The sequence below is a fragment of the Salinibacillus xinjiangensis genome (genome assembly GCF_009649735.1).
Taxonomy (GTDB): domain Bacteria; phylum Bacillota; class Bacilli; order Bacillales; family Alkalibacillaceae; genus Salinibacillus; species Salinibacillus xinjiangensis.
In genome coordinates this window covers 50,757-73,751 of record NZ_WJNH01000002.1, presented here as the reverse complement: position 1 = coordinate 73,751, position 22,995 = coordinate 50,757, and the positions used below count along the sequence as shown (strand labels likewise).

General features: G+C 37.2%; 27 protein-coding genes, 1 tRNA gene and 2 pseudogenes. 23 read left to right on the top strand and 7 right to left on the bottom strand.

Annotated features, from left to right (window positions below; translation table 11 throughout):
• Positions 1-166 precede the first annotated feature (166 nt).
• The 9 genes from GH754_RS03055 to GH754_RS03015 all read left to right on the top strand — a co-directional run bounded on the left by GH754_RS03055 (position 167) and on the right by GH754_RS03015 (position 6,522).
• On the top strand, positions 167-823 hold the full coding sequence (locus GH754_RS03055; RefSeq protein ID WP_153727270.1) for a YneB family resolvase-like protein: 657 nt from the start codon (positions 167-169) through the stop codon (positions 821-823).
• A gap of 76 nt (positions 824-899) precedes the next feature.
• The gene (locus tag GH754_RS03050) at positions 900-1,133 is read left to right on the top strand and encodes a DUF896 domain-containing protein (protein ID WP_153727269.1); all 234 of its coding nucleotides are present in this window, start codon (positions 900-902) and stop codon (positions 1,131-1,133) included.
• 208 nt (positions 1,134-1,341) lie between these two features.
• Positions 1,342-3,345, top strand: coding sequence for a transketolase (tkt, locus tag GH754_RS03045; RefSeq protein ID WP_153727268.1), 2,004 nt, complete (start codon positions 1,342-1,344; stop codon positions 3,343-3,345).
• A 138-nt stretch (positions 3,346-3,483) separates the two neighbouring features.
• On the top strand, positions 3,484-3,912 hold the full coding sequence (gene sirA, locus GH754_RS03040) for a sporulation inhibitor of replication protein SirA (protein ID WP_194841268.1): 429 nt from the start codon (positions 3,484-3,486) through the stop codon (positions 3,910-3,912).
• 72 nt (positions 3,913-3,984) lie between these two features.
• Entirely contained in the window at positions 3,985-4,206 is a 222-nt protein-coding gene (locus GH754_RS03035) for a YneF family protein (RefSeq protein WP_153727266.1), read from the top strand.
• Positions 4,207-4,387: 181 nt separating this feature from the next.
• Complete coding sequence (locus tag GH754_RS03030) at positions 4,388-5,095, top strand: cytochrome c biogenesis CcdA family protein (RefSeq protein WP_153727265.1); 708 nt, start codon at positions 4,388-4,390, stop codon at positions 5,093-5,095.
• A gap of 73 nt (positions 5,096-5,168) precedes the next feature.
• Positions 5,169-5,591: a Na(+)/H(+) antiporter subunit B gene (locus GH754_RS03025; protein WP_153727264.1), complete on the top strand. Its 423-nt coding sequence runs from the start codon at positions 5,169-5,171 to the stop codon at positions 5,589-5,591.
• A gap of 32 nt (positions 5,592-5,623) precedes the next feature.
• On the top strand, positions 5,624-5,986 hold the full coding sequence (locus tag GH754_RS03020; protein ID WP_153727263.1) for a response regulator: 363 nt from the start codon (positions 5,624-5,626) through the stop codon (positions 5,984-5,986).
• A gap of 35 nt (positions 5,987-6,021) precedes the next feature.
• Positions 6,022-6,522: a CcdC family protein gene (locus GH754_RS03015; RefSeq protein WP_153727695.1), complete on the top strand. Its 501-nt coding sequence runs from the start codon at positions 6,022-6,024 to the stop codon at positions 6,520-6,522.
• A gap of 46 nt (positions 6,523-6,568) precedes the next feature.
• On the opposite strand, the gene GH754_RS03010 is transcribed toward GH754_RS03015, so the two are convergent.
• Entirely contained in the window at positions 6,569-6,997 is a 429-nt protein-coding gene (locus tag GH754_RS03010; protein WP_153727262.1) for a DUF2621 domain-containing protein, read from the bottom strand.
• Between the two features lie 212 nt (positions 6,998-7,209).
• Here GH754_RS03010 and GH754_RS03005 point away from each other — a divergent pair, with 212 nt between their 5' ends.
• The 3 genes and pseudogenes from GH754_RS03005 to GH754_RS02995 all read left to right on the top strand — a co-directional run bounded on the left by GH754_RS03005 (position 7,210) and on the right by GH754_RS02995 (position 8,975).
• Positions 7,210-7,671, top strand: coding sequence for a hypothetical protein (locus tag GH754_RS03005; protein WP_153727261.1), 462 nt, complete (start codon positions 7,210-7,212; stop codon positions 7,669-7,671).
• A gap of 276 nt (positions 7,672-7,947) precedes the next feature.
• A pseudogene (locus tag GH754_RS19545) lies at positions 7,948-8,133 on the top strand (sigma factor-like helix-turn-helix DNA-binding protein); the annotation flags it as partial.
• Positions 8,134-8,195: 62 nt separating this feature from the next.
• Positions 8,196-8,975, top strand: coding sequence for an aminoglycoside 6-adenylyltransferase (locus tag GH754_RS02995; RefSeq protein ID WP_153727259.1), 780 nt, complete (start codon positions 8,196-8,198; stop codon positions 8,973-8,975).
• A 119-nt stretch (positions 8,976-9,094) separates the two neighbouring features.
• Here GH754_RS02995 and GH754_RS02990 read toward each other — a convergent pair.
• Positions 9,095-9,190 (bottom strand) — tRNA-Sec (locus GH754_RS02990).
• 364 nt (positions 9,191-9,554) lie between these two features.
• On the opposite strand from GH754_RS02990, the gene GH754_RS02985 reads away from it, so the two are divergent.
• Both GH754_RS02985 and selB read left to right on the top strand, forming a co-directional pair.
• Entirely contained in the window at positions 9,555-10,673 is a 1,119-nt protein-coding gene (locus GH754_RS02985) for a PAS domain-containing sensor histidine kinase (RefSeq protein WP_153727258.1), read from the top strand.
• A gap of 23 nt (positions 10,674-10,696) precedes the next feature.
• Positions 10,697-12,598 carry a selenocysteine-specific translation elongation factor gene (selB, locus tag GH754_RS02980; RefSeq protein WP_153727257.1) on the top strand — a complete coding sequence of 634 codons (1,902 nt, stop codon included), beginning with the start codon at positions 10,697-10,699 and terminating at the stop codon, positions 12,596-12,598.
• 36 nt (positions 12,599-12,634) lie between these two features.
• Here selB and GH754_RS02975 read toward each other — a convergent pair whose 3' ends face one another.
• Together GH754_RS02975 and GH754_RS02970 are read right to left on the bottom strand one after the other, a co-directional pair.
• Complete coding sequence (locus GH754_RS02975; RefSeq protein WP_153727256.1) at positions 12,635-13,951, bottom strand: DUF4179 domain-containing protein; 1,317 nt, start codon at positions 13,949-13,951, stop codon at positions 12,635-12,637.
• A gap of 13 nt (positions 13,952-13,964) precedes the next feature.
• A complete protein-coding gene (locus tag GH754_RS02970; protein WP_153727255.1) occupies positions 13,965-14,468 on the bottom strand; it encodes a sigma-70 family RNA polymerase sigma factor in 504 nt (167 codons plus the stop codon).
• 231 nt (positions 14,469-14,699) lie between these two features.
• On the opposite strand from GH754_RS02970, the pseudogene GH754_RS20065 reads away from it, so the two are divergent.
• Both GH754_RS20065 and selA read left to right on the top strand, forming a co-directional pair.
• A pseudogene (locus GH754_RS20065) lies at positions 14,700-14,894 on the top strand (Rdx family protein); the annotation flags it as partial.
• A 90-nt stretch (positions 14,895-14,984) separates the two neighbouring features.
• Positions 14,985-16,400, top strand: a complete 1,416-nt coding sequence (gene selA / locus GH754_RS02960) for an L-seryl-tRNA(Sec) selenium transferase (RefSeq protein ID WP_153727254.1) — start codon at positions 14,985-14,987, stop codon at positions 16,398-16,400.
• Here selA and GH754_RS02955 read toward each other — a convergent pair.
• The gene (locus tag GH754_RS02955; RefSeq protein ID WP_153727253.1) at positions 16,386-16,517 is read right to left on the bottom strand and encodes a small acid-soluble spore protein P; all 132 of its coding nucleotides are present in this window, start codon (positions 16,515-16,517) and stop codon (positions 16,386-16,388) included. The two genes, selA and GH754_RS02955, sit on opposite strands and share 15 nt — an antisense overlap.
• Before the next feature lie 223 nt (positions 16,518-16,740).
• Here GH754_RS02955 and acnA point away from each other — a divergent pair, with 223 nt between their 5' ends.
• The 7 genes from acnA (at position 16,741) to GH754_RS02920 (ending at position 21,711) form a co-directional block, all read left to right on the top strand.
• On the top strand, positions 16,741-19,446 hold the full coding sequence (gene acnA, locus GH754_RS02950) for an aconitate hydratase AcnA (protein ID WP_153727252.1): 2,706 nt from the start codon (positions 16,741-16,743) through the stop codon (positions 19,444-19,446).
• A 116-nt stretch (positions 19,447-19,562) separates the two neighbouring features.
• A complete protein-coding gene (locus tag GH754_RS02945; RefSeq protein WP_153727251.1) occupies positions 19,563-20,171 on the top strand; it encodes a redoxin domain-containing protein in 609 nt (202 codons plus the stop codon).
• 51 nt (positions 20,172-20,222) lie between these two features.
• Positions 20,223-20,372, top strand: coding sequence for an FbpB family small basic protein (locus GH754_RS02940; RefSeq protein WP_194841267.1), 150 nt, complete (start codon positions 20,223-20,225; stop codon positions 20,370-20,372).
• A gap of 110 nt (positions 20,373-20,482) precedes the next feature.
• Positions 20,483-20,626 carry a small acid-soluble spore protein N gene (gene sspN, locus GH754_RS02935; protein ID WP_153727249.1) on the top strand — a complete coding sequence of 48 codons (144 nt, stop codon included), beginning with the start codon at positions 20,483-20,485 and terminating at the stop codon, positions 20,624-20,626.
• Between the two features lie 14 nt (positions 20,627-20,640).
• The gene (gene tlp, locus GH754_RS02930) at positions 20,641-20,871 is read left to right on the top strand and encodes a small acid-soluble spore protein Tlp (protein ID WP_153727248.1); all 231 of its coding nucleotides are present in this window, start codon (positions 20,641-20,643) and stop codon (positions 20,869-20,871) included.
• A gap of 117 nt (positions 20,872-20,988) precedes the next feature.
• Complete coding sequence (locus tag GH754_RS02925; RefSeq protein ID WP_323741825.1) at positions 20,989-21,411, top strand: acyl-CoA thioesterase; 423 nt, start codon at positions 20,989-20,991, stop codon at positions 21,409-21,411.
• A complete protein-coding gene (locus GH754_RS02920; protein WP_153727247.1) occupies positions 21,412-21,711 on the top strand; it encodes a hypothetical protein in 300 nt (99 codons plus the stop codon).
• Positions 21,712-21,767: 56 nt separating this feature from the next.
• Here GH754_RS02920 and yidD read toward each other — a convergent pair whose 3' ends face one another.
• Both yidD and folE2 read right to left on the bottom strand, forming a co-directional pair.
• On the bottom strand, positions 21,768-22,007 hold the full coding sequence (yidD, locus tag GH754_RS02915; protein ID WP_153727246.1) for a membrane protein insertion efficiency factor YidD: 240 nt from the start codon (positions 22,005-22,007) through the stop codon (positions 21,768-21,770).
• A 24-nt stretch (positions 22,008-22,031) separates the two neighbouring features.
• Positions 22,032-22,961: a GTP cyclohydrolase FolE2 gene (gene folE2 / locus GH754_RS02910; protein WP_153727245.1), complete on the bottom strand. Its 930-nt coding sequence runs from the start codon at positions 22,959-22,961 to the stop codon at positions 22,032-22,034.
• Positions 22,962-22,995 lie beyond the last annotated feature (34 nt).

Here is a 22,995-nt window from a genome sequence, read left to right as displayed (position 1 = left end):
TAATAAAATTAATCAAAAGGCGAACAAAAGTTCTATTTGGAGGCGATGTAGATGTTTAATAAAATTTCAAAACTAGATTTAGCATTTTATTCACTTTTTGGTTTAACTCTAGTAATCTTATATTATGCAATATCTATTAGCTAACAAGTCAAAGGTGGGAGCAGCTATGAAAGCTGTCATATACTGTCGTGTAAGTACTAACAAAGAGGAACAAACGACTTCGCTTGCAAGGCAAAAGGATGAACTAACGAAGCTAGCTAGTCAATATAATGTGGAAGTCGTCGATATCATAGAGGAAAAAATGAGTGGCTATGAAATTGAACGAGAAGGAATCTTTCATATGCTCGACTTATTTTCTTCAGGTAAAGCTGATCGTCTTTTTATACAGGACGAAACCCGATTAGGCAGAGGGAATACTAAAATTGCCTTACTACATCAATTAAATAAATTAAACATTAAAATATACACAATTTCACAACAAGGTGAAATGGAAATCTCTGATTCAGACTCTATGGTTTTGCAAATTGTTTCGATAGTGGAGGAATATCAACGTAAATTACATAACATTAAAATCAAACGCGGTATGAATAAGGCAATAGAAAATGGTTATCGACCAGAGGATAATTTATCAAATATACATGAAGCTCCAGGAAGGGAACGCATAAAGTTCCCGATTGATGAAGTGGTGCGTTTAAGGAAAAACGAATTAACTTTTGCAGAAATTGCATCGACTTTAAGAGGTATGGGGTATAATGTATCCAAGGCTACGGTACATAGAAGATTTCAAGAGTATAAACTTGAAAAAGAACAAAATCAAAGTTAAGATGATAGAAAAGCAAGGAGTCGTAATAGGACACTTGCTTTTTCAATGTTTAGAGATTAAAGGAGAGTAACCAATAATGCTTTCAAAAGATAAAATAGACCGCATAAACTTTTTAGCTAATAAAGCAAAGAGCGAAGGATTAACTAAAGAAGAAAAGAGAGAACAGCAGGACTTACGTCAGGACTATCTAAGAAATTTGCGTAGTTCATTCAAAAATCAGCTTAAATCCGTTAAAGTTGTGGATCCAGTCGGAAATGATGTAACACCTCAAAAGCTGAAAGATGAAAAAAATCGCTCTAAAAAGCACTAGTATAAGAACAAGTCCTTTTTTCTGTAGGGCTTGTTTTTTATCTTTATAAAGAATAAAAACATTGAATTACTCGATAATAAAAACAAGGATTAAAGACCTCAAAATTTTACAAAATGGAAACAATAACAATTATTGCTTGTCTCAAAAGGTGTTTCAGTATAGGATAAATATTGTGATACATATGCAGAAGATAGGAAAGGAGTTTATTATGTCTACAAATATTGAAGAAAGATCAATAAATACGATTCGTACATTATCAATTGATGCGGTGCAAAAGGCGAACTCTGGTCATCCTGGTATGCCAATGGGTGCTGCTCCGATGGCTTACACGCTTTGGACAGAATTTATGAATCAAAACCCAAATAATTCAAAATGGTTCAATCGTGACCGCTTTGTATTGTCAGCAGGTCATGGTTCTATGCTTTTATATGCATTATTACATTTGTCAGGCTATAACGTAACGATGGATGATATTAAAAATTTCCGCCAATGGGGATCTAAAACACCAGGTCATCCTGAGTTTGGTCATACAGATGGTGTAGAAGCCACAACTGGACCTCTAGGACAAGGTTTATCCATGGCAGTGGGAATGGCATTAGCTGAGCGTCATCTTTCAGCTAAGTATAACCGAGACAAATATAATATTGTTGATCATTTTACGTATACCATTTGTGGTGATGGTGACTTAATGGAAGGAATATCTCATGAAGCAGCATCCTTAGCGGGACATCTAAAGCTTGGAAAACTTGTGATGCTTTATGACTCAAATGATATTTCCTTAGATGGGGATTTAGACCGCTCGTTCTCTGAAAGCGTAGAAGACCGCTTTAAAGCATATGGTTGGCAAGTAATCCTCGTTGAGGATGGTACAGATGTACAAGCCCTTCGCCAAGCATTGAAGGAAGCAAAGGAAAACACGGAGCAACCAACCTTAATAGAAGTGAAAACCGTTATTGGTTTTGGCTCTCCGAATAAGTCAGGTAAATCCGATGCACACGGTGCTCCATTAGGGGAAACTGAAATCACCTTAACGAAAGAATATTATCAGTGGGAGCATGATTTGTTCCATGTTCCAGAAGAAGTCTATGATGACTTCAAACAAAAGGTGCTTGAACAAGGAGTTCAAGCAGAAAAAGAATGGAATCAATTGTTTGATGAGTATAAAAAGGCATATCCTGAATTAGGACAAGAGTTAGAGTTAGCCATGAATGGAGATCTTCCAGAAGGCTGGTATGAAGATTTACCAGATTATGAAGTGGGGAACGATTCTCCGGCAACACGTGCAGCATCCGGCTCTGCATTAAATGCTATTGCAAAGCGTGTTCCTTATTTCATTGGTGGAAGTGCTGACTTAGCTGGTTCAAACAAAACAATGATTAAGGATGAGGCAGACTTAACACCAAAAGACTTTAGTGGCCGTAACATCTGGTTTGGCGTACGTGAATTTGGCATGGCAGCCGCATTAAACGGTATGGCATTACATGGAGGACTAAGAGTATTTGGTGGAACCTTCTTTGTATTTAGTGACTACTTACGTCCAGCTGTTCGTTTATCAGCGTTAATGAACGTTCCGGTGACATACGTGTTTACCCATGATTCGGTTGCTGTCGGTGAAGATGGACCTACACATGAGCCTGTAGAACAGCTTCCATCCTTACGTGCTATGCCAAATCTTTCATTGATTCGTCCAGCAGATGGTTACGAAACCAATGCAGCATGGCGTTTAGCTCTAGAAGCGACTGATCATCCAACGGCACTTGTGCTAACAAGACAGGGATTACCTACTTTAGAAGGAACAAAGGAAAATGCCTATGAAGGTGTTAAGAAAGGGGCATATGTTGTTTCTAAAGGGGATAAAGAGGAATCTGATGTTCTTCTTCTCGCATCTGGATCTGAAGTACAGCTTGCTGTAAAAGCACAACATGAATTAAAATCAAAGGGTATTGATGCAAGTGTGGCTAGCATGCCTTCTTGGGATCGCTTTGAAAAGCAGTCTGAAGAGTATAAAAATCAAGTATTACCTAAAAACGTGAAAAAACGTGTAGGTATTGAAATGGCTGCATCCTTTGGCTGGGAACGTTATGTTGGAGACGAAGGAAAAGTGATCGGGATTGATACCTTTGGGGCTTCAGCACCTGGAGATAAGGTCATTTCTGAATATGGATTTACCGTTGAAAATGTAGTCAAACAGGTGGAAGAATTACTAAAATAATCTAAACATATGCGACGCTAATTGCTAGCGTCGCATTATGTTGGAATTAACCTAAAAATATACAAATTCTTTCGACGAATTATGACAAACTATTTTGATATTTCTGATAGACTAGTTCATAGTAGGGAGGGACTAGCTATGCAGAAGTACACACTATACTTAATTAATGATGAAGTTGTGGAACATTATTATCATAAAAGTAATTTACTATATGATTTTTTACGTAAATATAATTCATCAATGAATGACGAAGTGTATATGAAACAATTTGACTACATTACAAAAGAGATTCCGTGTGAGAAATTGTTAGACTTCATAAAACAACAAGTACGCTCGCATTTCTTAATAGAAGCCTATCGAAATGAATTGGCAATTGCGAGTGAATCAATGTCATTAAGATTTAGGTGTGATCAAAAAGAGTGTATGGTGATTAGTTCTTCTCTTCACGATGTGGAGAAACTTTTATTTGAACATTTACGGGCATTTCACCATGCTTTTTTTGTGGTCAATCAATCAGAAAATCAATTTGGGTGGCTATCACCTTTACGAAAAAGAATGATTCTTTAAGGTCGGCTATTGTCAGATGATGCCGATTTTACTATACTGTATTAGAAACAACACGAAGGAGGAAACGTTTTTATGGGTACATTATGGGTTGTACTAATCGCTATCCTTGCATTACTAATTGGTGTAGCATTAGGATTTTTTATTGCAAGAAAATATATGATGAATTATTTAAAGAAAAATCCACCAATTAATGAGCAAATGCTTCGTACAATGATGATGCAAATGGGTCAAAAGCCATCACAGAAAAAGATTAAACAGATGATGCGTGCAATGAATAATCAGGCAGATAAATAAGTGTAAATCCTTCTTCGGCGGAAGAAGGATTTATTTATACCATAGGATTTGTATCACCTTTTGAAAAAGATACAAATTCACATAATTGTCATGCTTTTAGGTGCGTCTGTAGACGGTTGGTTCGGATAGTTTGATACAATAGGATTGTGTGTTTGAACAGACATAAAGGAGAGATACTACTATGGCAGAAGAAGTGAACATATTTATCGCATTTGGCGCAGGTTTTTTATCATTTATTTCTCCGTGTGTGTTGCCACTATATCCTGTTTTTCTTTCCTACATCACTGGAATGAGTGTAAATGAAATTAAAACTGAAAATGCAATGCTTACGCGTCGGAGTATGTTACATACGATATCGTTTCTCATCGGCTTTTCAGCCATTTTCATTGTGTTAGGGTTTGCTACATCGACAATAGGTGAAATATTGATCCAATACCGGGATTATATTCGTCAGTTTGGTGCGATACTAATGGTGTTCTTTGGATTAGTAATGGTAGACCTTTTGAAGTTTGATTTCTTAATGAAAGAAAAAAGAGTATCATTTAAAAATAGGCCTTCTGGTTACTTTGGCTCCATTTTAATAGGTTCCGCTTTTTCTTTAAGCTGGACTCCTTGTATGGGCCCTATACTTGTAGCTGTCGTTGGATTAGCTGCAACCAATCCAGATACAGGTGTTATAATGATGACTGCCTATTCACTAGGTTTTTCCATTCCATTTCTCGTCCTTTCCTTTTTTGTAGGCAAATTAGATTGGATTAAAAGAAATGGAGAAAAACTAGTTAAAATAGGTGGAGCGGTTATGATTTTAATGGGAATCGCACTATTCTTTGATTGGATGCGTCTATTAACTGGTTATCTAGCCGGTTTATTTGGATTTCAAGGCTTCTAATTAACTTATCAGTTGTGATAGTTATCACTTTTATATTATGATATACATTATAAGAAGAAAGTGAGGGGTATATATGCGGACGAATGATCTTATTTTTCGTACCACGACATCTCTAATTGCTTTTATCCTTCTAGGCTTTTCATTTTACCTCTTGTTAGCCGGACATAATGCCCCTGGTGGTGGATTTATTGGGGGACTTATGACAGCTGCCGCTATTTTATTAATGTATATGGCGTATGGGTTTGAAGCAATTCGAAAAATTATACCGGTAAATTTTAAAATGGTGATTCCAACAGGTCTATTTATAGCAGTCTTAACGGGAATAGGTTCGTTTGTTTTTGATCAACCATTTTTAAGTCAGACCTATGGCCATTTTCATTTACCCATACTGGGTGATGTCGAACTTGCAACTGCTATGATTTTTGACCTAGGTGTATACTTGACGGTTGTCGGTGTTACGTTAACCATCATGCTTACGATTGCCAATGATAGCTGATTTATAGTGAAAAAGTAGGGAGAGATCTTGAAATGGGGAAAGTCTTGATTGTGGATGATGCTCAATTTATGAGATTAACTTTATCAAACATACTGTCCAAGGCTGGCCATGAAATTATTGGAGAGGCATCAGATGGCAGGCAGGCAATAGAACGCTATAAAGAATTAAAACCAGATCTCGTGACCATGGATATTACCATGCCTAATATGAACGGGATGGATGCTACGAAGGAAATCTTAAGTATAGATTCTAATGCACTGGTCGTTATATGCTCCGCGGTCGGTCAACAAAAAATTGTAGTAGATGCTATCCAATTAGGAGCTCAAGACTTTATTGTGAAGCCCTTTGATGAATCACGCGTCATTGAAACCATCAATCGCGTTTTAGCTACATAGTGTAATTATACATTGAGAAAGTGTGAATGAATCATATGTTTTGGATTGTTGTAAGCTCAATAGTAGCCTTTTTCATGGCTATAGCCATGATTTTTATTCGTATGAAAGCAGCTCAAAAACCTGCTACTGTGAAAAAGATTATTTTACCACCTTTATTTATGAGTACAGGAGCGGCTATGTTCCTGTTTCCTGTTTTCCGCGTTAGTTGGTTGGAGTTTGCAGAAGCCGTTATAGTGGGAGTAGTGTTTTCTGTATTCTTAATTATCTCGACTAAATTTGAGATTAAAAATGACGATATTTATTTAATACCATCAAAAGCATTCATCTTTATTCTTATTGGTTTATTAGTAGCAAGACTTATTCTTAAGTCGATTATAGGCCAAACCATTTCTTTTGGAGAAACGAGCGGAATGTTTTTCCTACTAGCGTTTGGTATGATCATAAGCTGGAGAGTAGCTATGCTCATAAAGTTTTTAAGGTTAAAGAGAGTGATGAATGAAAATTCCTCTATGTCAGACTTAGCTAATCAAACCTAGAATGTTAAAAAACCCTTGTGACCAATTCACTAGTCACGAGGGTTTTTTAGTCCTCCAAAAGAGGTTTATAAGGTGTATAATCAATTTCTTTTTCTTCTAGCTTTTTTATTAAAAATTTGTGATCCCTTTTTGGAGTAGCTAATATATAGCCTTCAATTAATACATCCTCAGTGATTTTTTTGTGTTTTCTTTCTAAAGCTAACTGTCCAATTTTTGCAGCGATTTTTTGTTTTGCCACATCACGAAATAGCTCTGGAACAGGGCTTACCAATTCATTTAGTAAGCCTTTTTCTTCTTCTCCCCACATATGTAATGATTCCTGAACATAGTATTCTTCCCAATCAAGGGTAGACTTTCCATCCTCTTTTGGCATCCGTTTCAAAAACTTTCGAAACATAAAAAAGCCGCCGATTGCAAAAAGCCCCAACATGATGAAGGTCCAAGCAATAATGAGGATGATAAATAAATCTGACATTTTTTCTCACCTGCAATTATATATCCTGATAATCTAAAATATAGCATATTTTTAATATAAATTCTATCTTTAGATAGAACAGGAAGATGACTATAAAAATAATATGTTAACTTATATCGAAAAAATAAATAAATCAAAATGAACGCATAACAGACGGATTGTAAGAATATATGTTTTTAGTAGGCTATACATCGTTGTAGATTGCTTTCGAAATGAGTGATGACATGGAAATCAATTATCGGTTTTATGGATTTTTAACTGGTAGTATTGTTTTTTTGTTTGGGGAACTTATTTGTGAGATGAGACTACATATAAATGAGCAATTTCCATACGCTGAATATTATCCCGAAATGCTTGAAAACTATTTATCTATTTTTTTGTTCTATTCACTTGCAATTGTCATTTTACAATGGCATGGAGGAAAATTAGCAGAGCATTTAAGTGGGGCATTTTACTCTATTCAAACTAAATTAGCCGCTCTGTCTATATTTTTTAGCTTTACCATCCTTCTGCCTGGCTGGATTTGTATTAAGCTGATTTATTATGTAACATTAGGAATTTTTGATGTTTTCATTGGGCTCAACACGGTTTTATTTTGCTGCCTAATTTTGATATTTGTACGGAGAGGGCTTTGGGAGAGCAGAGATGACCATTCGATAAAAATTATGGTATAAAGCTGGGTACTCCCAGCTTTTTCTATTTGCATACACATTTAGGAGTTAATTTTTAACGATGAAGGCTTAGGAAGTTGTGAAACTATGCTAAAATCATAATAAATTTCATTCAAATATAAAGAATTCCAATAAATATCAAACTTATTTAAGTAGCACGTCGTCTTAGATTTAAAGGGAGGGGAGACAGTTTGGAAGAAGTAACAATGGAAACTTTCCAATAGAAGATAAAGCAGAACTGATAGATTAGAGAACGAAAATGTTTTTGATGAAGGACATCATGTTAGTGTTGAACAAACCGTTATTCAATTAGACGAAGATGATCAAATGGTTATGGAAATCATGAATCTCCCTGTCAAATATCGTAAAGTGATATACTTCTTTTATTACGAAGAGTTAACCATTAAGGATATCGCAAATGTAATTGATGTTAAGCAAAACACAATCAAATCCTTTTATATTTAGCTAGTAGGAAAAGTAGCAAAACTTTTGGGATCAAATAATAGATTATAAGGGAGGGACGAAATATGTTTAGTCCCGACGAGAGAAAAAGACATTTTGACACTATGGTCAAAAGGATAGAGTCATCAAAACTTGTGGAGGGGATTGTCCAAATAGGATCTGGAGTTTTTGGGTTTAGCGATGAATTCTCTGATATTGATTTCATGGTCGCAACTTCTAATGTAAATGATGCGGAGCCGGCTAAGAATATTTTAAGGCAATTTTTTAGTGAAATAAATCCGGCCTACATTAAAGAAAAACAATTTAGTAAGGATATTTTTCTTCTTATCGTATTGTTAGAAAATAATCTAGAATTCAATGTGTCTATTGTTCCAAGAGAATTTTTAACTGTAAAATCGCCTTTGTGGAAGGTAATTGTTGATAAGACTGGGTTCGTTACGAAAAAAATGAAAAGTGAAAATCAGAAGTTCGAAAATAACCCCGTAAAGTACGAAACGGATATTGATGTACCATTCGAGTTTGTATACTGCGCATTGAGTTTGCATAAAGCTCTAAGAAGAACCAATGTAATCTATGCACTTAAAATGCTTGAGAAAATGCGTACCTATACGTTATATCTGCAAGCAATGAACGAAAATAAAAAGCTACATCAATTTAAGGCTTATGATACGCTGGAGCCTTCCTTTATTAAAAAATACCTTACAACATATCCGGAGAACACTAACGTGAGAGATTTGAAGGATTCTGCGGAAAATCTCATAAGATTATTCACTAGTGTATTGCATCGAAGTACTATTTTTTCGATGGATGATGCACTACAGCAACTTTTAAATGAATCTATTTAGAAGAGATTCAATAGGTTCATTGTAGAACATTAAAAGAATCGCTCCGAGCTTTTACACTTGGAGCGTTTTCCTATGCGTTATATTATGTAATTTCACTTAAACAGTGCTTATAGGCTGTATGGCGGGATTGTGTGGGAATCGAACCCACCAGAGACAAACTTGCCTCTCGGACAGTTTTGAAGACTGCGACGGGCACCAGCTCCGTAACCAACCCCATAATCCAAAGATAAAGTAAACTTGGCTAGCACCAAGCCGTAGGCACCGGTGATTGCCTAGTTGCACTTATACTGAATTCTAAAATTTTCACACCATCGAATTTACTCTGATATTAAAATTTTATAATTTCCTTCAGTGCAAAAAATAATTATACAAGCTTACTCAATAAATTGCAATATTTTTATATGTTTCAGGTGGAAAACACAATAAAATTTGGAACTTTCTGTTATAGAACAATTGATTTTTTTTGTTATAGAAGCGATAATAAAAGTAATTGGTAAATGTATCTAGAGAAAAATGGATTATAGTTAACCCTTTCAATATCATTTCTTTTCATTCATTTGGAAGAATGGAGGGAGCCATATGAAAAATAAAAAAAATGTTTTAGAGTCTTTTTTAGACGTACCTACTCACACAGATGGGGATACTAGCGAGCAATCATGGAATCACATTAACGAGCTTCCAAGTGAGATTCTTGATTGGTTTGATCAGGAAAGCAATCATTTATTTGCAGTCATTACTCTACAAGGGAAGCTTTTGTATGTTTCTAAAAATTTACCCTCGATGTTTGGGTATTATTTTCAAGAATTAAAAAAAGTCAAATTAAAAACGCTTATTCACCCGAATGACTATCCTTACGTAAGCACAAAAATACCAGATCATATTGGGGCAAGTAAAAAGCTTACCTACAGATTATTACATAAAGAAGGTCATTACGTATGGGTAGAATCCTATATAAGCAGGATGATGATTGACTGTAAAGAGTACATTGTTAGTTATACAACTGATATTTCAAAACTTAAGGAAACGGAAGATCATTTAGCTCATTCAGAAAAAATGACGGTAGCCGGACAATTAGCTGCTGGAATTGCCCATGAAATTCGTAATCCCTTAACATCTTTGAAAGGGTTTTTACAGCTTATGGAAGCCGGTGTAGATATAAAAGGGCAATATTATAAAATTATGAAAGAAGAAATTGAAAAAATTGAATCTATAACATCGGAATTATTATACATATCTAAGCCCTATTCACATCACAGAACAAATGTTTCGCTTAATGAATTATTAACGGATGTATGTACACTTATGCAGTCTCAAGCAAGGCTGAATGAAGTAGAGATCAAGGTATTACTCGGAAAACAGAATATGTTCATTGAATGCGATAAGTCCCAAATGAAACAGGCGTTTATAAATATCATCAAAAACGCAATTGAAGTCATGGAGCAGGGTGGGGAAATCGAGGTAAGGGCCCATGTTGAGAATTCAAATGTGGTCATCGATATCCAGGATGAAGGACCGGGGATTCCAGACCAGCTACTGGATAAAATCCAAGAGCCATTTTTCACTACAAAGGAAAATGGTACAGGACTCGGATTGATGATTACCAATCAAATTATCGAAAATCATAGTGGAGACATTCAAATTATCAGCAAAGAACTTGAAAAAGGGACATTGTTTCGAGTAACATTACCACGAACTTAAAAATAGAACAATGTGGTGAGAAAATGGCAGGTAAGAACTACACGATTGGTATGGCTGGCCATATTGATCATGGCAAGACATCCTTAACAAAAGCTTTAACCAATATAGACACAGATCGTCTAAAAGAAGAGAAAGAACGAAATATCTCAATCGAATTAGGATTTGCTCCTTTAAAACTTAAAGGGGCAAATTTTCATGTCTCCATAATCGATGTACCTGGACATGAAAGGTTTATTCGTCAAATGATTGCAGGTGTTGCTGGGATAGATTTAGTCATCATCACCATCGCAGCGGATGAAGGAATCATGCCACAAACAAAGGAACATATAGATATTCTGTCCTTGCTTCAAGTGGAACGTGCAATCATTGCCATTACTAAAGTGGATAAAGCAGATGAGGAGCTGTTAGAATTAGTTATTGATGATGTTCGACAGTATATGAAGGATACTCACTTTCACGATGCTCCCATGCTGTGTGTGGACAGTTTATCTGAAAAAGGGATTCCTGAATTAGAGGAACAAATTGTCAAAGAGCTTGAACAAACTCCCATTAGAAATGCCAAAAACCCTTTTCGAATGCCGATAGATCAGGTCTTCACCCTTAAAGGCGTTGGCACAATTGTAAGAGGTACTATTTACGATGGAGCCATCCAAAAAGGAGAGCCTTTCTATGTTTTACCTGGTCAGCAAATGGGGAAAGCAAGGCAGTTGCAGGTACATCACGAGGAGGTAAACGCAGCTTCTGCGGGTCAACGCGCTGCTATAAATGTTGTTGGTATAGACAGAGAAGAACTAGAAAGAGGAGACGTGTTTGTTAAGAATCCTAAATATTTTGATCAAAGTGATACAATCGATGTCTCTTTAAAGCTTTTGAATGATATACAAACACCGATTAAACAACGCGCTCCTATTAAATTACATACAGGTGCCAATGAGGTTTACGGGAAGATTGTATTTTTTGACCGCAATAAAGTACAACAGGATTCCAATGAAATATTATGCCAAATTCGATTACAAAAACCAATCGTTGTCAATCGTGGAGACAGATTTATTTTAAGAAGAGCGACACCAGTTGAAACTTTGGGTGGTGGCTGGATTATAAATCCTGTTGGGGAAAAGTATAAGTTTGGACCGAAAACGATAGAACAGCTTCAGCAAGTGAAGGAAGGATCTCCTGAAACATTGGTAAAACAACTGCTGAATGAAGAAAAATGGTTAGAGCGTCATGAACTCATACGAAAATTATCCCTTGATGAAGCGACCATTGATCAGCTACTACATGATTTGGAGCAGCTAGGAGAGGTTGTATATGTCCATCAACATTATGCAACAGCAATTACACTTGAAACGTTGTGGAATGACATAGAAACGAGGTTAACGGAGTTTCATCAAGAGCATCCGTTAAAGGAAGGGATGAACAAGCCTGAATTGCTGCAGCTATACGATGGTCCGAAGAAGGTTATCGAGGAACTGCTCAATCAATGGTTAAAGGATAAACAATTAAAACAATCTCAACAGTACCTTTCCTTGTATACATTTACACCACACCTGCCGTCACAATGGAAGAAGAGAATGGGAAATGTGTTGGAGCAAATGAAACTGGATCAAATTCAGGTTAAGGAATGGGAAGAATATGTCCTAAATGAGTCCATCCCTGCTGAATTGGCTAATGATTTTAAAGCCTATGTAATACGAGAAAAATCGGCTTATCCACTGTCAGAAAAACATGTAATTAACGCTCAAGTATTCCTTGAGAAAGTGAAGGAGTTAAGCGAGCAAACGGATGAGTATTTTACTTTGAGTGATGCCAAAGACGTTTGGGGAGTTTCAAGAAAATATTTAATCCCATTATTGGAATTGTTGGACGAGCTACAGTACACAGAAAGAGTGGATCGAGATCGAAGGTGGCTATGCAGGCCAAATTAAAAAGAACAAGACCTAGAGGAGGTCTTGTTCTTTTCATTATTTAATTCTAACTTTTTCATTTCCCTCAATCCATGCGGGGAAAAAGGAAAGGTCCATTGTGATTGGAGATTTTAGTTCGTCGAGATCACTAACGTAAAGCGAGTATTTCATGTTTTGATCTTGCTCAGTTGGTCCAAGTACCGTACTTGAATTTCCGTATGTCTCATTACCGTTTGCGCCGGTAAGTTTACCAAAAATAGAATAGTGAAATTCCTTGTTCGTATGGAGGTCAACTTCAATTTGATTATTTTTAATTTGTAGATTTCTAAGTTTATTTCCTTTTGGCTGGCTAATTATTTCTTCCTTATCGACATCAATCACTACTTCACTCTGCTTTTTATGAACCGCCTGCATTTTATTGAATACTAAATATAATTCTTTTGGATTATGAAAGTAATTACTTTGTAAATATAAAATCTGTTCTGTATCCGAAATACGGCTACCTGTTGTACCATTCATAATCTTTCCCCAGGTTTCCCCTCTTTCATCCACAAGACGAACATCTTCATAATCTAAAATTTCCTTTGTGTTTTCAGGGGCTGCTTTGACGTGAATAGCTGTTCTTAGTGGATTAACGACGGCCTTTAATACTTCGATTTTTTGCTTTTCAATTACCACTGTTTGGTTCAGCTCATATGTTTTCTGAGGAGGCATTTCTTTTTTTAATGTGAAAGGAAGACTCATCGTTTCGCTTGAACGACGGAATTGTAAATCTAAAATAAACTCTCTTGTTTGATACGGCTTATCAAAAAAGATCTCTATCGTACCAGTAGACGTAGTTTCATCAATTTTCTTTGCACCACTTAATGAAATGGATTTGAAATCCAATGATTCATGATTCGTACTCTTTAATTCGGGGTGGGTTATTCTTGGTTGCCGGTGTTGGTTCTCTCCTTTAATGGTGTAGAACAGAACCAATCCTTGTTGGTCAGCAATCACTCCATCTAACGTTACCACTCTGTTAGCGTGTTTTTTGGTCACATTAATCTCTTGGTAGTAATCGTGTTCAATCGCTGACATCATTCCTTTGTCATTTCGGATTAGTTCTACTATCTTCTCCATTCCAGGAATGGCTGTAATATATTGTGCAAATACAGGTGAACCTTTAACTAAACCAATAAATGAAACCAGTAATATAGCTGCAGCAGTTAGACTCATGATCCACTTCGGGCTGCGTTTTTTCTTTTTTAGTTTCGTCCCTTTTGCCCGCTGAAAACCAGTCATTATGGCGTCATCTAGCGCTTCATTTGGTATGGACGTCTTTTCAATTTGTTCTTTGTAATTTCTTATATTCTGTTCTTCTTTTTCATACATTTGACTTTCCCTCCTAATCTTCCAGGGTGCCTTTTAAGGTCTTTAACGCCTTGTTTAACCAAGTTTTTACGGTTCCTTCAGGCTTTCGTAAAACCTTTGCAATATCCTTAATCTTTAGATCATGAAAATACTTAAGCATAAGAAGTTCTCTTGATTGGTCATCTAATTCCAACATGGCATCCTCAAGTTCTATCCTTGTATGATTATCCTGGGTCTCGGTTTTCTCGATTTCTGATTGTTCGAACACGAGTCGTTTTCGTTTGCGCACTTGGTCGTTGCAATAGTTGATCATAATTCGAATGATCCAGGTTTTAAAATAAGCCGGTTCTCTAAGTGTTTTTATTTTTTTATAGGCCCGAAATGTGACCTCTTGTACAGCTTCTATCGCATCATTTTCGTTTCTAAAATATGCTAGGGCTGTTTTATATAAATCGGTTTTATATTGCTGCATTATGGTCAGAAAAGCCTCATCATCTCCATCGCGGGCTTTCTGGACCAAATCACGGTCAAGTTGCAAGATGCATCCCCCTTAGCCTCGTATGTATCTATATATTAGACTTACATTTGCCGAAAAAGTTTTGATTTTTTTAATTTACCATGTTCTTTTTGACTGGTCTATGTGTAGAGAAGCGAACTATTTGTGTTCGTAGACATCCTTTATTAAAATAAAGGTGATATAAAAGGGGGTATTTCGAGCGTGAGCTTTAAAGTATCAGTAGAATTCTGTATGATGTGAAACTACGCACCAAAAGCTGCGAGGTTCGCAGAAGAATTATTTAGTCACTTTAGACATGAAATTACGGAAATGAAGTTGGTTCCAAGTTCAGGAGGAGTATTTGAGGTTACGGTAAATGATACAAAAATATACTCCAAAAAAGAAACGGGACAATTTCCTGAATCTGAAAAGATGATTCAAGAACTCGAAAAACTAAAAAATGAGTAATTTACTATTTCCGAAAGCATGCGGTCATGCATGCTTTTCAATATGTACAACTCCTGTTGTTTGACCCTCATTTCCTGGGAGGCTTAAAAAATGAAAGAATGGTTAAGACAAATTCCACCCGTACATGAAATACAAAGACATCCCCAAATACTTAATGTTGAAGAAGAACTCGGGGTGAGTCGCGAAAAGGTGACTTCTTGGATTAAGGAAACATTAGACCAAATTAGAGCTGATCTTTTACGTAATCAGTTAACTATTGACCGGGCTACAGATTTTATGGACTATGTGGTCCAACGGGTTTATGAGAAAAGTCAGGATTGGAAACAGTATTCTTTAACTGAAGTCATTAATGCAACCGGTACCATTTTACATACAAATTTGGGTAGAGCAAGGCTTTCTGACGAGGCCATACAGCATGTTGTGGAGGTCGCACAAAATTATTCGAATTTGGAATACAAAATCCTTGAAGGGAAAAGAGGGTCAAGACACAACATCGTTGAGGAGTTAATTAAAGAGGTTACAGGAGCTGAAGCAGCTCTAGTCGTGAATAATAATGCTTCAGCTGTGTATTTAACTCTTAGAGGACTGGCTAAGGGTAAAGAAGTCATAGTCTCTAGAGGAGAACTCGTTGAGATAGGTGGCAGCTTTCGGGTTTCCTCCATTATGGAAGAAAGTGATGCAACGCTAGTAGAAGTGGGGACAACAAATAAAACCCATGATTACGACTATAAGTCTGCTATAAACGAAGATACAGCAATGATTATGAAGGTGCATACGAGTAACTTTAAGGTGGTTGGTTTTACGGAAAGCGTGGATAAAGATATCCTTGTACCGTTAGCAAATAAACATAACATCACCTATTATGAAGACTTAGGGAGCGGAGCATTAATTGATTATGGGGAGAGCGGAATAGGTGATGAACCTGTCGTCAAAGAGGTGTTAGATAAAGGGGCTCACCTCGTTTCCTTTAGTGGAGATAAGCTATTGGGTGGTCCACAAGCAGGAATTATTGCAGGAAAGAAGCACTTGATCGACCATTTAAAAAAGCATCAGTTAGCACGTGTTTTGCGAGTGGACAAAATGACGTTAGCAGCTTTAGAAAGCACCCTAAAAGCCTATGCAAAAGGGACAAAATCTGCTTTACATTCCATTCCTACGACAAGAGATATTGTGAAGAATGTGTCGGAAATCAAAGCACAAATTATGTCGTTTTTGGAGAGAGCTGAAGGCCTTTCGTTATTCAGCTTCCAAGTCCAAAGCAGTTTTTCTACAATTGGTGGGGGGACCATGCCAAATGAGCAATTGGAAACCTATGGAGTCACTGTAAATTGTTACAAAATGACCCCGTCACAATTAGAAAGGCAGTTAAGAAAACTCTCTACACCAGTGATTGGTCGGTTTCTTAATGACCAGGTATTCTTTGATTTTCGCACATTAACACCTAGAGATATTGATTGTTTATATAATCAGCTGTTGGAATTAAATCAGAAATTAGAGGTCATGTGAGGCCCCTTTTTTCTGTCTAGAGTGATTCCGATTTTTTACTTTTTTCGAACCTTTCATCGGCTCGCCATAAGGCTGCTTCGCTTGACGGTTTAATTTAGAGTTTTTTTGTTCTCCCATCTTCTCACCCTCCTTTCATAAGTAGTATGAGAAGAGAGGAGGGAAATTATCCTTTTTAAGAAAATGAGATGGTATGATAATTGCATGTAAGTTTTATGAAAGTTTTTGAAAAGGTTTTACTTATGTAAGATTTTGTTTTAAAATGTATAGTGCATACTGCCAAAGGGACTTCACTATATGGGAATCAGTTTCGTTACATAATATTCTAGAGGGGGTAAGTAATATGGCAGATAATAACGCTTTCAATGCTAAAAAGCAATTTGAAGTTAACGGTAAAAAGTATAATTACTATGATTTAAAAGCGTTAGAAGAGGCTGGTCTAGGTAAAGTTTCACGTCTACCATTCTCAGTCCGTGTTCTACTAGAATCTGTATTAAGACAACATGATGGAAAAGTAATTAAAGATGAACATGTTGAAAAGCTAGCAAAATGGGGAACAAAAGAGGGAGATGTGGATGTTCCGTTCAAGCCATCCCGCGTTATTCTCCAGGACTTTACTGGTGTTCCTGCTGTTGTTGACTTAGCTTCATTACGTAAAGCCATGGTTGACATGGGAGGTAGTCCTGATCAAATTAATCCTGAGGTTCCAGTTGACCTTGTTATTGACCACTCTGTACAGGTTGATAAATATGGGACAGCAGAGGCATTAAACCTAAATATGGACCTTGAATTTGAACGTAACGCAGAGCGCTATGAATTCCTTCACTGGGCTCAAAAAGCATTTGATAACTACCGTGCAGTACCACCAGCTACAGGTATTGTTCACCAAGTTAACCTTGAGTACTTAGCAAACGTTGTTCATTCGGTAGAGGGTGAAAATGGCGAGTATGATGCATTCCCTGATTCATTAGTTGGTACGGACTCCCATACAACGATGATTAACGGTTTAGGTATTCTTGGCTGGGGTGTTGGTGGAATCGAAGCTGAAGCTGGAATGCTTGGTCAACCTTCCTATTTTCCAGCACCAGAAGTCATTGGTGTTAAATTAGTAGGAAGCTTTCCAAACGGTACAACAGCTACTGACTTAGCGCTAAAAGTAACACAAGTTCTACGTGAGAAGAAGGTTGTAGGGAAATTCGTCGAATTCTTTGGTCCGGCATTACAAGAAATGCCACTTGCTGACCGTGCAACCATTTCAAACATGGCACCTGAATATGGTGCAACTTGTGGTTTCTTCCCAGTAGATGAAGAATCACTTGAATACTTACGTTTAACTGGACGTACTGACGAACAAGTTAAACTTGTCGAAACTTATTGTAAACAAAATGAACTATTTTATACACCTGATCAAGAAGATCCAGAATTCACTGAGCTTGTTGAAATTGATCTTTCTGAGCTTGAGCCAAACTTGTCTGGTCCAAAGCGTCCACAAGATTTGATTCCTCTATCTCAAATGAAGGATTCATTCAATCAAGCCTTAACCGCACCAGCAGGTAACCAAGGTTTCGGGCTTGATGAAAGTGAAAAAGACAAGAGTGCTACGGTCAAGTTCAATAACGGAGATAGTGTTGAAATGAAGACAGGTTCGCTAGCGATTGCAGCCATCACATCTTGTACAAACACATCTAATCCACACGTTATGTTAGGTGCCGGTCTTCTTGCGAAAAAAGCCGTTGAAAAAGGCTTAGAGGTACCTGCATATGTGAAAACTTCATTAGCACCTGGTTCAAAGGTTGTTACACGTTACCTTGAGGACTCTGGTCTTATGACATATTTAAATAAGCTTGGATTTAACCTAGTTGGTTATGGATGTACAACTTGTATTGGTAACTCTGGACCACTTCTTCCTGAAATTGAAGAAACAATTGCAGAGAACGACTTAACGGTATCATCCGTACTATCAGGTAACCGTAACTTCGAAGGTCGTATCCATCCATTAGTGAAGGCTAACTACTTAGCTTCACCACCACTAGTTGTAGCTTATGCTTTAGCTGGTAGTGTAGATGTGGACCTTACTAAAGAGCCACTTGGTCAAGATAAAGATGGAAATGATGTTTACTTCAACGACATTTGGCCTTCTAGTCAAGAGGTTAAAGAGGAAATTTCTAAGGTTGTTACACCTGAAATCTTCCGTAAAGAATACGAAAATGTATTCAATTCAAATGAAAAGTGGAACAAAATTAACACAACTGATGAACCACTTTATGAATGGGATGAGGATTCTACTTATATTCAAAATCCTCCATTCTTTGAAGGTCTATCCCGTGATCCAGAAGAGGTGAAGCCTCTTAATGGCTTACGTGTTGTTGGTAAGTTTGGCGATTCTGTCACAACTGACCACATTTCACCAGCTGGTGCGATTCCTAAGGATATGCCAGCAGGAAAATATCTAATGGATAAAGGTGTTTCACCACGTAACTTTAACTCGTATGGTTCCCGCCGTGGTAACCATGAAGTCATGATGCGTGGTACATTTGGAAACATCCGTATCCGTAATGAAATCGCTGCAGGTACAGAGGGTGGATATACTACTTACTGGCCAACAGAAGAAGTTATGCCTATTTACGATGCAGCTATGAAGTATCAAGAGGATAACACTGGCTTAATTGTTATTGCTGGTAAGGACTACGGAATGGGATCCTCTCGTGACTGGGCGGCAAAAGGTACAAACCTATTAGGGATTAAAACCGTAATTGCTGAAAGTTTCGAGCGTATTCACCGTTCTAACCTAGTTATGATGGGTGTTCTTCCTTTACAATTTAAAGACGGTGACAGCATTGATTCTCTTGGACTAACTGGTAAAGAAACCATTGATGTTCAGGTTGATGAATCGGTGAAACCACATGACTTAGTTAAAGTAACTGCTACAGATGAAGAAGGTAAAAAGAAAGAATTCGAAGTCGTAGCTCGCTTTGATAGTGATGTTGAAGTGGATTACTATCGTCATGGTGGTATCCTACAAATGGTATTACGTAATAAGCTACAATAAGTTCGGCTTATTGCCACAAAAGCACTCCTTTTATAGGGGTGCTTTTGTTTTTTTCTAGAGGTGGACGTGCTAAAATGTAGTATGAAAGTGATTGTTACTAAAAGGATGATACATACATGCTAAAACGTCTTATTGGTCCAGTGATCTTATTAACGATGTTTGGAATTGTTGTTTTTAACTTTACACAGGAAAATTCTAATACCAATGAACAGATTCCAACTGAAATAGAGGATGAAAATTTTAACGGCGTGGCCATTGCGAAGCCTGAAGGGAATAGTAGTACAGCAAGTCAGGCTGTTGAAGTTGGTGAACAAGCCCCAGATTTTTCATTGAAAAGGTTAAATGGGGAGGAGTTTTCTTTATCTGAACTAAAGGGGAAAAAGATTTTCTTAAACTTTTGGGCAACTTGGTGTGATCCATGTCGGAAAGAAATGCCTGAAATGCAGACATTTCATGAACAGTACGGGGATGAGGTCGCCATCATAGCTGTAAACGCAACAGGTACAGAGCGTTCAGTTGAAAGTGTACAAAAATTTGTTAATGAATTTGGGTTAACCTTTCCCATCATAATTGATAAAGATCTTTCTGTAACGTTAGATCAATATAAGGCATTCGGTTTGCCAACCACGTATTTTATTAATCGTGATGGCCATGTTCAACTGCCGTATCAGGGCGGGGAAATGGATTTTGAGATGCTAAAAGAAAAAATGGAACAGCTTGAATAAAATCTTTATTTTTTGGAAACTCTTTTAATAATGAAAAGGAGAGATTTTCCAATGAATAAAAAGCGTAAAATGAGTTTTGCTGAAATGTTGGAGTTTGAGCGGGAGCAAATTAGACAAAACCCAGAACTAATGGATAAAATCGAAGAAAAACTTGAGGACCGACTATCTACCGGTATGATGGAGACAGCTGACGACGCCTAAGCAGCTGTCTTTTTCTTTTGCTTATTATACCTTCCATTTTCTTTAGCACATACTTTTTTTATGACAACAAAAAATAAGGATGCAAAACTTCACCAAAGGAGTTTTTATTTATGGGAAACCCAAAAAAGGATACTAAGCACTTTCGTCCTAACAAGCATGGGAAATTGAGTATGGGCTACGATGGTAATAAGGGACGTAAATATCAAACAAAAGGTCGGGAACAAACCCAATGGATTCAACCTAAAGGAAATTAAGGGGGAGTATCATAATGAGCCACAGACAAAATCAACCGAAACCTGATGATCGCTCCGATAACGTTGAAAAGCTGCAACAAATGGTGCATAACACAATTGAAAATATGGAAGAAGCAGAAGAAACGGCTCAATACGCATCAGGGCATGATCGTGCAGATATAGAAGCGAAAAACGAACGTCGTAGGGAGTCTCTTGATGCGATGCGCAATGAGATAAAGGATGAAGCACGCAATCAGCAGCATTAAGAAGATGTAGAAAACCTGCCATCATTGGCAGGTTTTCTACTAAGCAAAGGAAAAAGGGATATGGTAAAATAGCCATTAGTTGACGCAAGCGTTATACATATATTAGGGGGAAAAGACGTGAAAATTGTGGAAGCAAATATTAAAGTTAGATACCAGGAAACGGATCAAATGGGGGTTGTATATCATGGGAATTACCTCGTTTGGTTTGAAATTGGTCGAACTGAATTTCTTGAAGCACTTGGTTTTAAATATGCGGAAATGGAGAAAGAGGGTATTGTATCTCCAGTGGTGGATGCCAATCTCCAGTTTAAATCACCAATTCGCTATGGTGATGATGTTGTCATTAAAACCTGGGTTGATCAGTATGATGGGTTGAAGGTTGTATATGCCTATGAAATTGTAGATGGGGAGGGCAAAACAGCTGTCACAGGGACAACCTCTCATGTGTGTGTGAAAAAAGACAGCTTTAGACCTGTCTCCACACGTAAAAAATTCCCTGAATTACATCAAGCTTATATACAAGCAAAGGGTGACTTATAATTGGCTTTTGGAGTGAAAAGAAATGAATTAGTCAGCTGGAAGAAGGCTGTTAAAGAGGGCCAAATTGCATTCATTACGCATTACTGGCTGGATAATCGATTTCCAAATAGCACCTCTGTTACGAAGGTTGGATGTTCTGATGTTAAAAAGTTAGAAAAGTGGGGAAAGAAATACGGTTTAAAGCCTGAATGGATACATCGAGATGAGCGTTATCCACATTTTGATTTGTTTGGGAAATTTCAACAGGAGATTTTAAAAGCTGAGAAGCAATTTGACCAAATGGATCGCTTTGGAATCTGAAAAGAAAGAAAAAAAGCTAAGTGTGCTCGGGCAATGCCGGTTCACACTTAGCTTTTTTAGCTTTCGATTTCTTTAGATTTCTTCTTTTCTGGTACAGGGTCAAAGCCACCAGGGTGTAGTGGCTGACACTTTAGAACTCTTTTCACCGTTAAGTAAGTCCCTTTAATTGCTCCGAATCGTTTGTATGCCTCTAAACCATACTCTGAACAGGTTGGCTGAAAACGACAGGAGGGTGGTTTTATAGGTGAAATATATTGTCGATATAGCTTAATTAAATAAATAAAGATGTGTTTCATCATAAAGACCTTCTATACATCAACTTAATCTTCTTCATTTGACTTATCATAACGTATCGTTGCCATCGCATCGTGTAAGTGTATAGATTCTTCATTCACGCATGATACTTCAAATTTTTGCACGAAAGGTAGTTCATATAAATCAGCAGCGACAAGACGCACCATATCCTCCACAAAACGTGGATTTTCGTAAGCTGTTTCAGTAACCATTTTTTCATCTGGTCGCTTTAAGACAGGGTGTATTCGCGCACTTGCATTAGTTTCAGCTGCTTCAAGTAGAACTTCTTTCCAGTCTGAGGTATCTTCATCAAAATCATCTGTTAACGTAGCGGTCATACTTACATTCCCGCGCTGGTTATGGGCGCTATACTCACTAATTTCCTTTGAACAAGGGCAAAGGGTTGTAATCGTTGCTTCTAAGGAAACTTCAACATCAAAGCCCGTATCTACGTGGTAGGAAACCTTCACCTTTGCATTCGCGTGATTCATTCCAGCAAGCTGTGATTCTGGCCCTTTTCGTTCAAAGAACCATGGGAAAGAAACCTCCAAATAAGCATCATTTTGTTTTAAGCGACCCGCCAATTCCTTTGTAAAGCTCTTCATAGTGTCAAAATCAAGGATAAAGCCATTCTCATAGTAGCGGTTTAATTGCTCAGTAAACCGGCTCATGTTAGTCCCTTTACTTTCTTGATGAATGCTGGATGAGAAGCTAAAGGTTCCAATTGTTGTTTGATTATATGGCTTTAGCTTGCTATTAATAACGACAGGATGCTTCACGTTCTGGATTCCTACCGCATCTAAAGTAAATAGAAAATCCTTTTTTGTATTTTGAAGATCTGGCATCTTATCTTTTTCTACTGGTTTTGATTTGGGTCCTGGGGGTACAGAACCAAATAATTTATGACGTTCTTGTTTATTGGGAAGCTTTTTCTTCTGTTCTTTTGCTTCAAACATTTTAAAGACTCCTTTCAGCCCCTACTAGTACCTA

Bases quoted from the DNA above. Each gene is read 5' to 3' on its own strand.
- GH754_RS03020 (WP_153727263.1), top strand. From the start codon at position 5,624: ATGGGGAAAGTCTTGATTGTGGATGATGCTCAATTTATGAGATTAACT.
- yidD (WP_153727246.1), bottom strand. From the start codon at position 22,007: ATGAAACACATCTTTATTTATTTAATTAAGCTATATCGACAATATATT.
- GH754_RS03010 (WP_153727262.1), bottom strand. From the start codon at position 6,997: ATGTCAGATTTATTTATCATCCTCATTATTGCTTGGACCTTCATCATG.
- tlp (WP_153727248.1), top strand. From the start codon at position 20,641: ATGAGCCACAGACAAAATCAACCGAAACCTGATGATCGCTCCGATAAC.
- GH754_RS02985 (WP_153727258.1), top strand. From the start codon at position 9,555: ATGAAAAATAAAAAAAATGTTTTAGAGTCTTTTTTAGACGTACCTACT.
- GH754_RS03005 (WP_153727261.1), top strand. From the start codon at position 7,210: ATGAGTGATGACATGGAAATCAATTATCGGTTTTATGGATTTTTAACT.
- acnA (WP_153727252.1), top strand. From the start codon at position 16,741: ATGGCAGATAATAACGCTTTCAATGCTAAAAAGCAATTTGAAGTTAAC.
- sspN (WP_153727249.1), top strand. From the start codon at position 20,483: ATGGGAAACCCAAAAAAGGATACTAAGCACTTTCGTCCTAACAAGCAT.
- GH754_RS03055 (WP_153727270.1), top strand. From the start codon at position 167: ATGAAAGCTGTCATATACTGTCGTGTAAGTACTAACAAAGAGGAACAA.
- folE2 (WP_153727245.1), bottom strand. From the start codon at position 22,961: ATGTTTGAAGCAAAAGAACAGAAGAAAAAGCTTCCCAATAAACAAGAA.
- GH754_RS02940 (WP_194841267.1), top strand. From the start codon at position 20,223: ATGAATAAAAAGCGTAAAATGAGTTTTGCTGAAATGTTGGAGTTTGAG.
- selB (WP_153727257.1), top strand. From the start codon at position 10,697: ATGGCAGGTAAGAACTACACGATTGGTATGGCTGGCCATATTGATCAT.
- GH754_RS03015 (WP_153727695.1), top strand. From the start codon at position 6,022: ATGTTTTGGATTGTTGTAAGCTCAATAGTAGCCTTTTTCATGGCTATA.
- GH754_RS02945 (WP_153727251.1), top strand. From the start codon at position 19,563: ATGCTAAAACGTCTTATTGGTCCAGTGATCTTATTAACGATGTTTGGA.
- GH754_RS03025 (WP_153727264.1), top strand. From the start codon at position 5,169: ATGCGGACGAATGATCTTATTTTTCGTACCACGACATCTCTAATTGCT.
- GH754_RS03030 (WP_153727265.1), top strand. From the start codon at position 4,388: ATGGCAGAAGAAGTGAACATATTTATCGCATTTGGCGCAGGTTTTTTA.
- sirA (WP_194841268.1), top strand. From the start codon at position 3,484: ATGCAGAAGTACACACTATACTTAATTAATGATGAAGTTGTGGAACAT.
- GH754_RS02995 (WP_153727259.1), top strand. From the start codon at position 8,196: ATGTTTAGTCCCGACGAGAGAAAAAGACATTTTGACACTATGGTCAAA.
- GH754_RS02955 (WP_153727253.1), bottom strand. From the start codon at position 16,517: ATGGGAGAACAAAAAAACTCTAAATTAAACCGTCAAGCGAAGCAGCCT.
- GH754_RS02975 (WP_153727256.1), bottom strand. From the start codon at position 13,951: ATGTATGAAAAAGAAGAACAGAATATAAGAAATTACAAAGAACAAATT.
- GH754_RS03050 (WP_153727269.1), top strand. From the start codon at position 900: ATGCTTTCAAAAGATAAAATAGACCGCATAAACTTTTTAGCTAATAAA.
- selA (WP_153727254.1), top strand. From the start codon at position 14,985: ATGAAAGAATGGTTAAGACAAATTCCACCCGTACATGAAATACAAAGA.
- tkt (WP_153727268.1), top strand. From the start codon at position 1,342: ATGTCTACAAATATTGAAGAAAGATCAATAAATACGATTCGTACATTA.
- GH754_RS03035 (WP_153727266.1), top strand. From the start codon at position 3,985: ATGGGTACATTATGGGTTGTACTAATCGCTATCCTTGCATTACTAATT.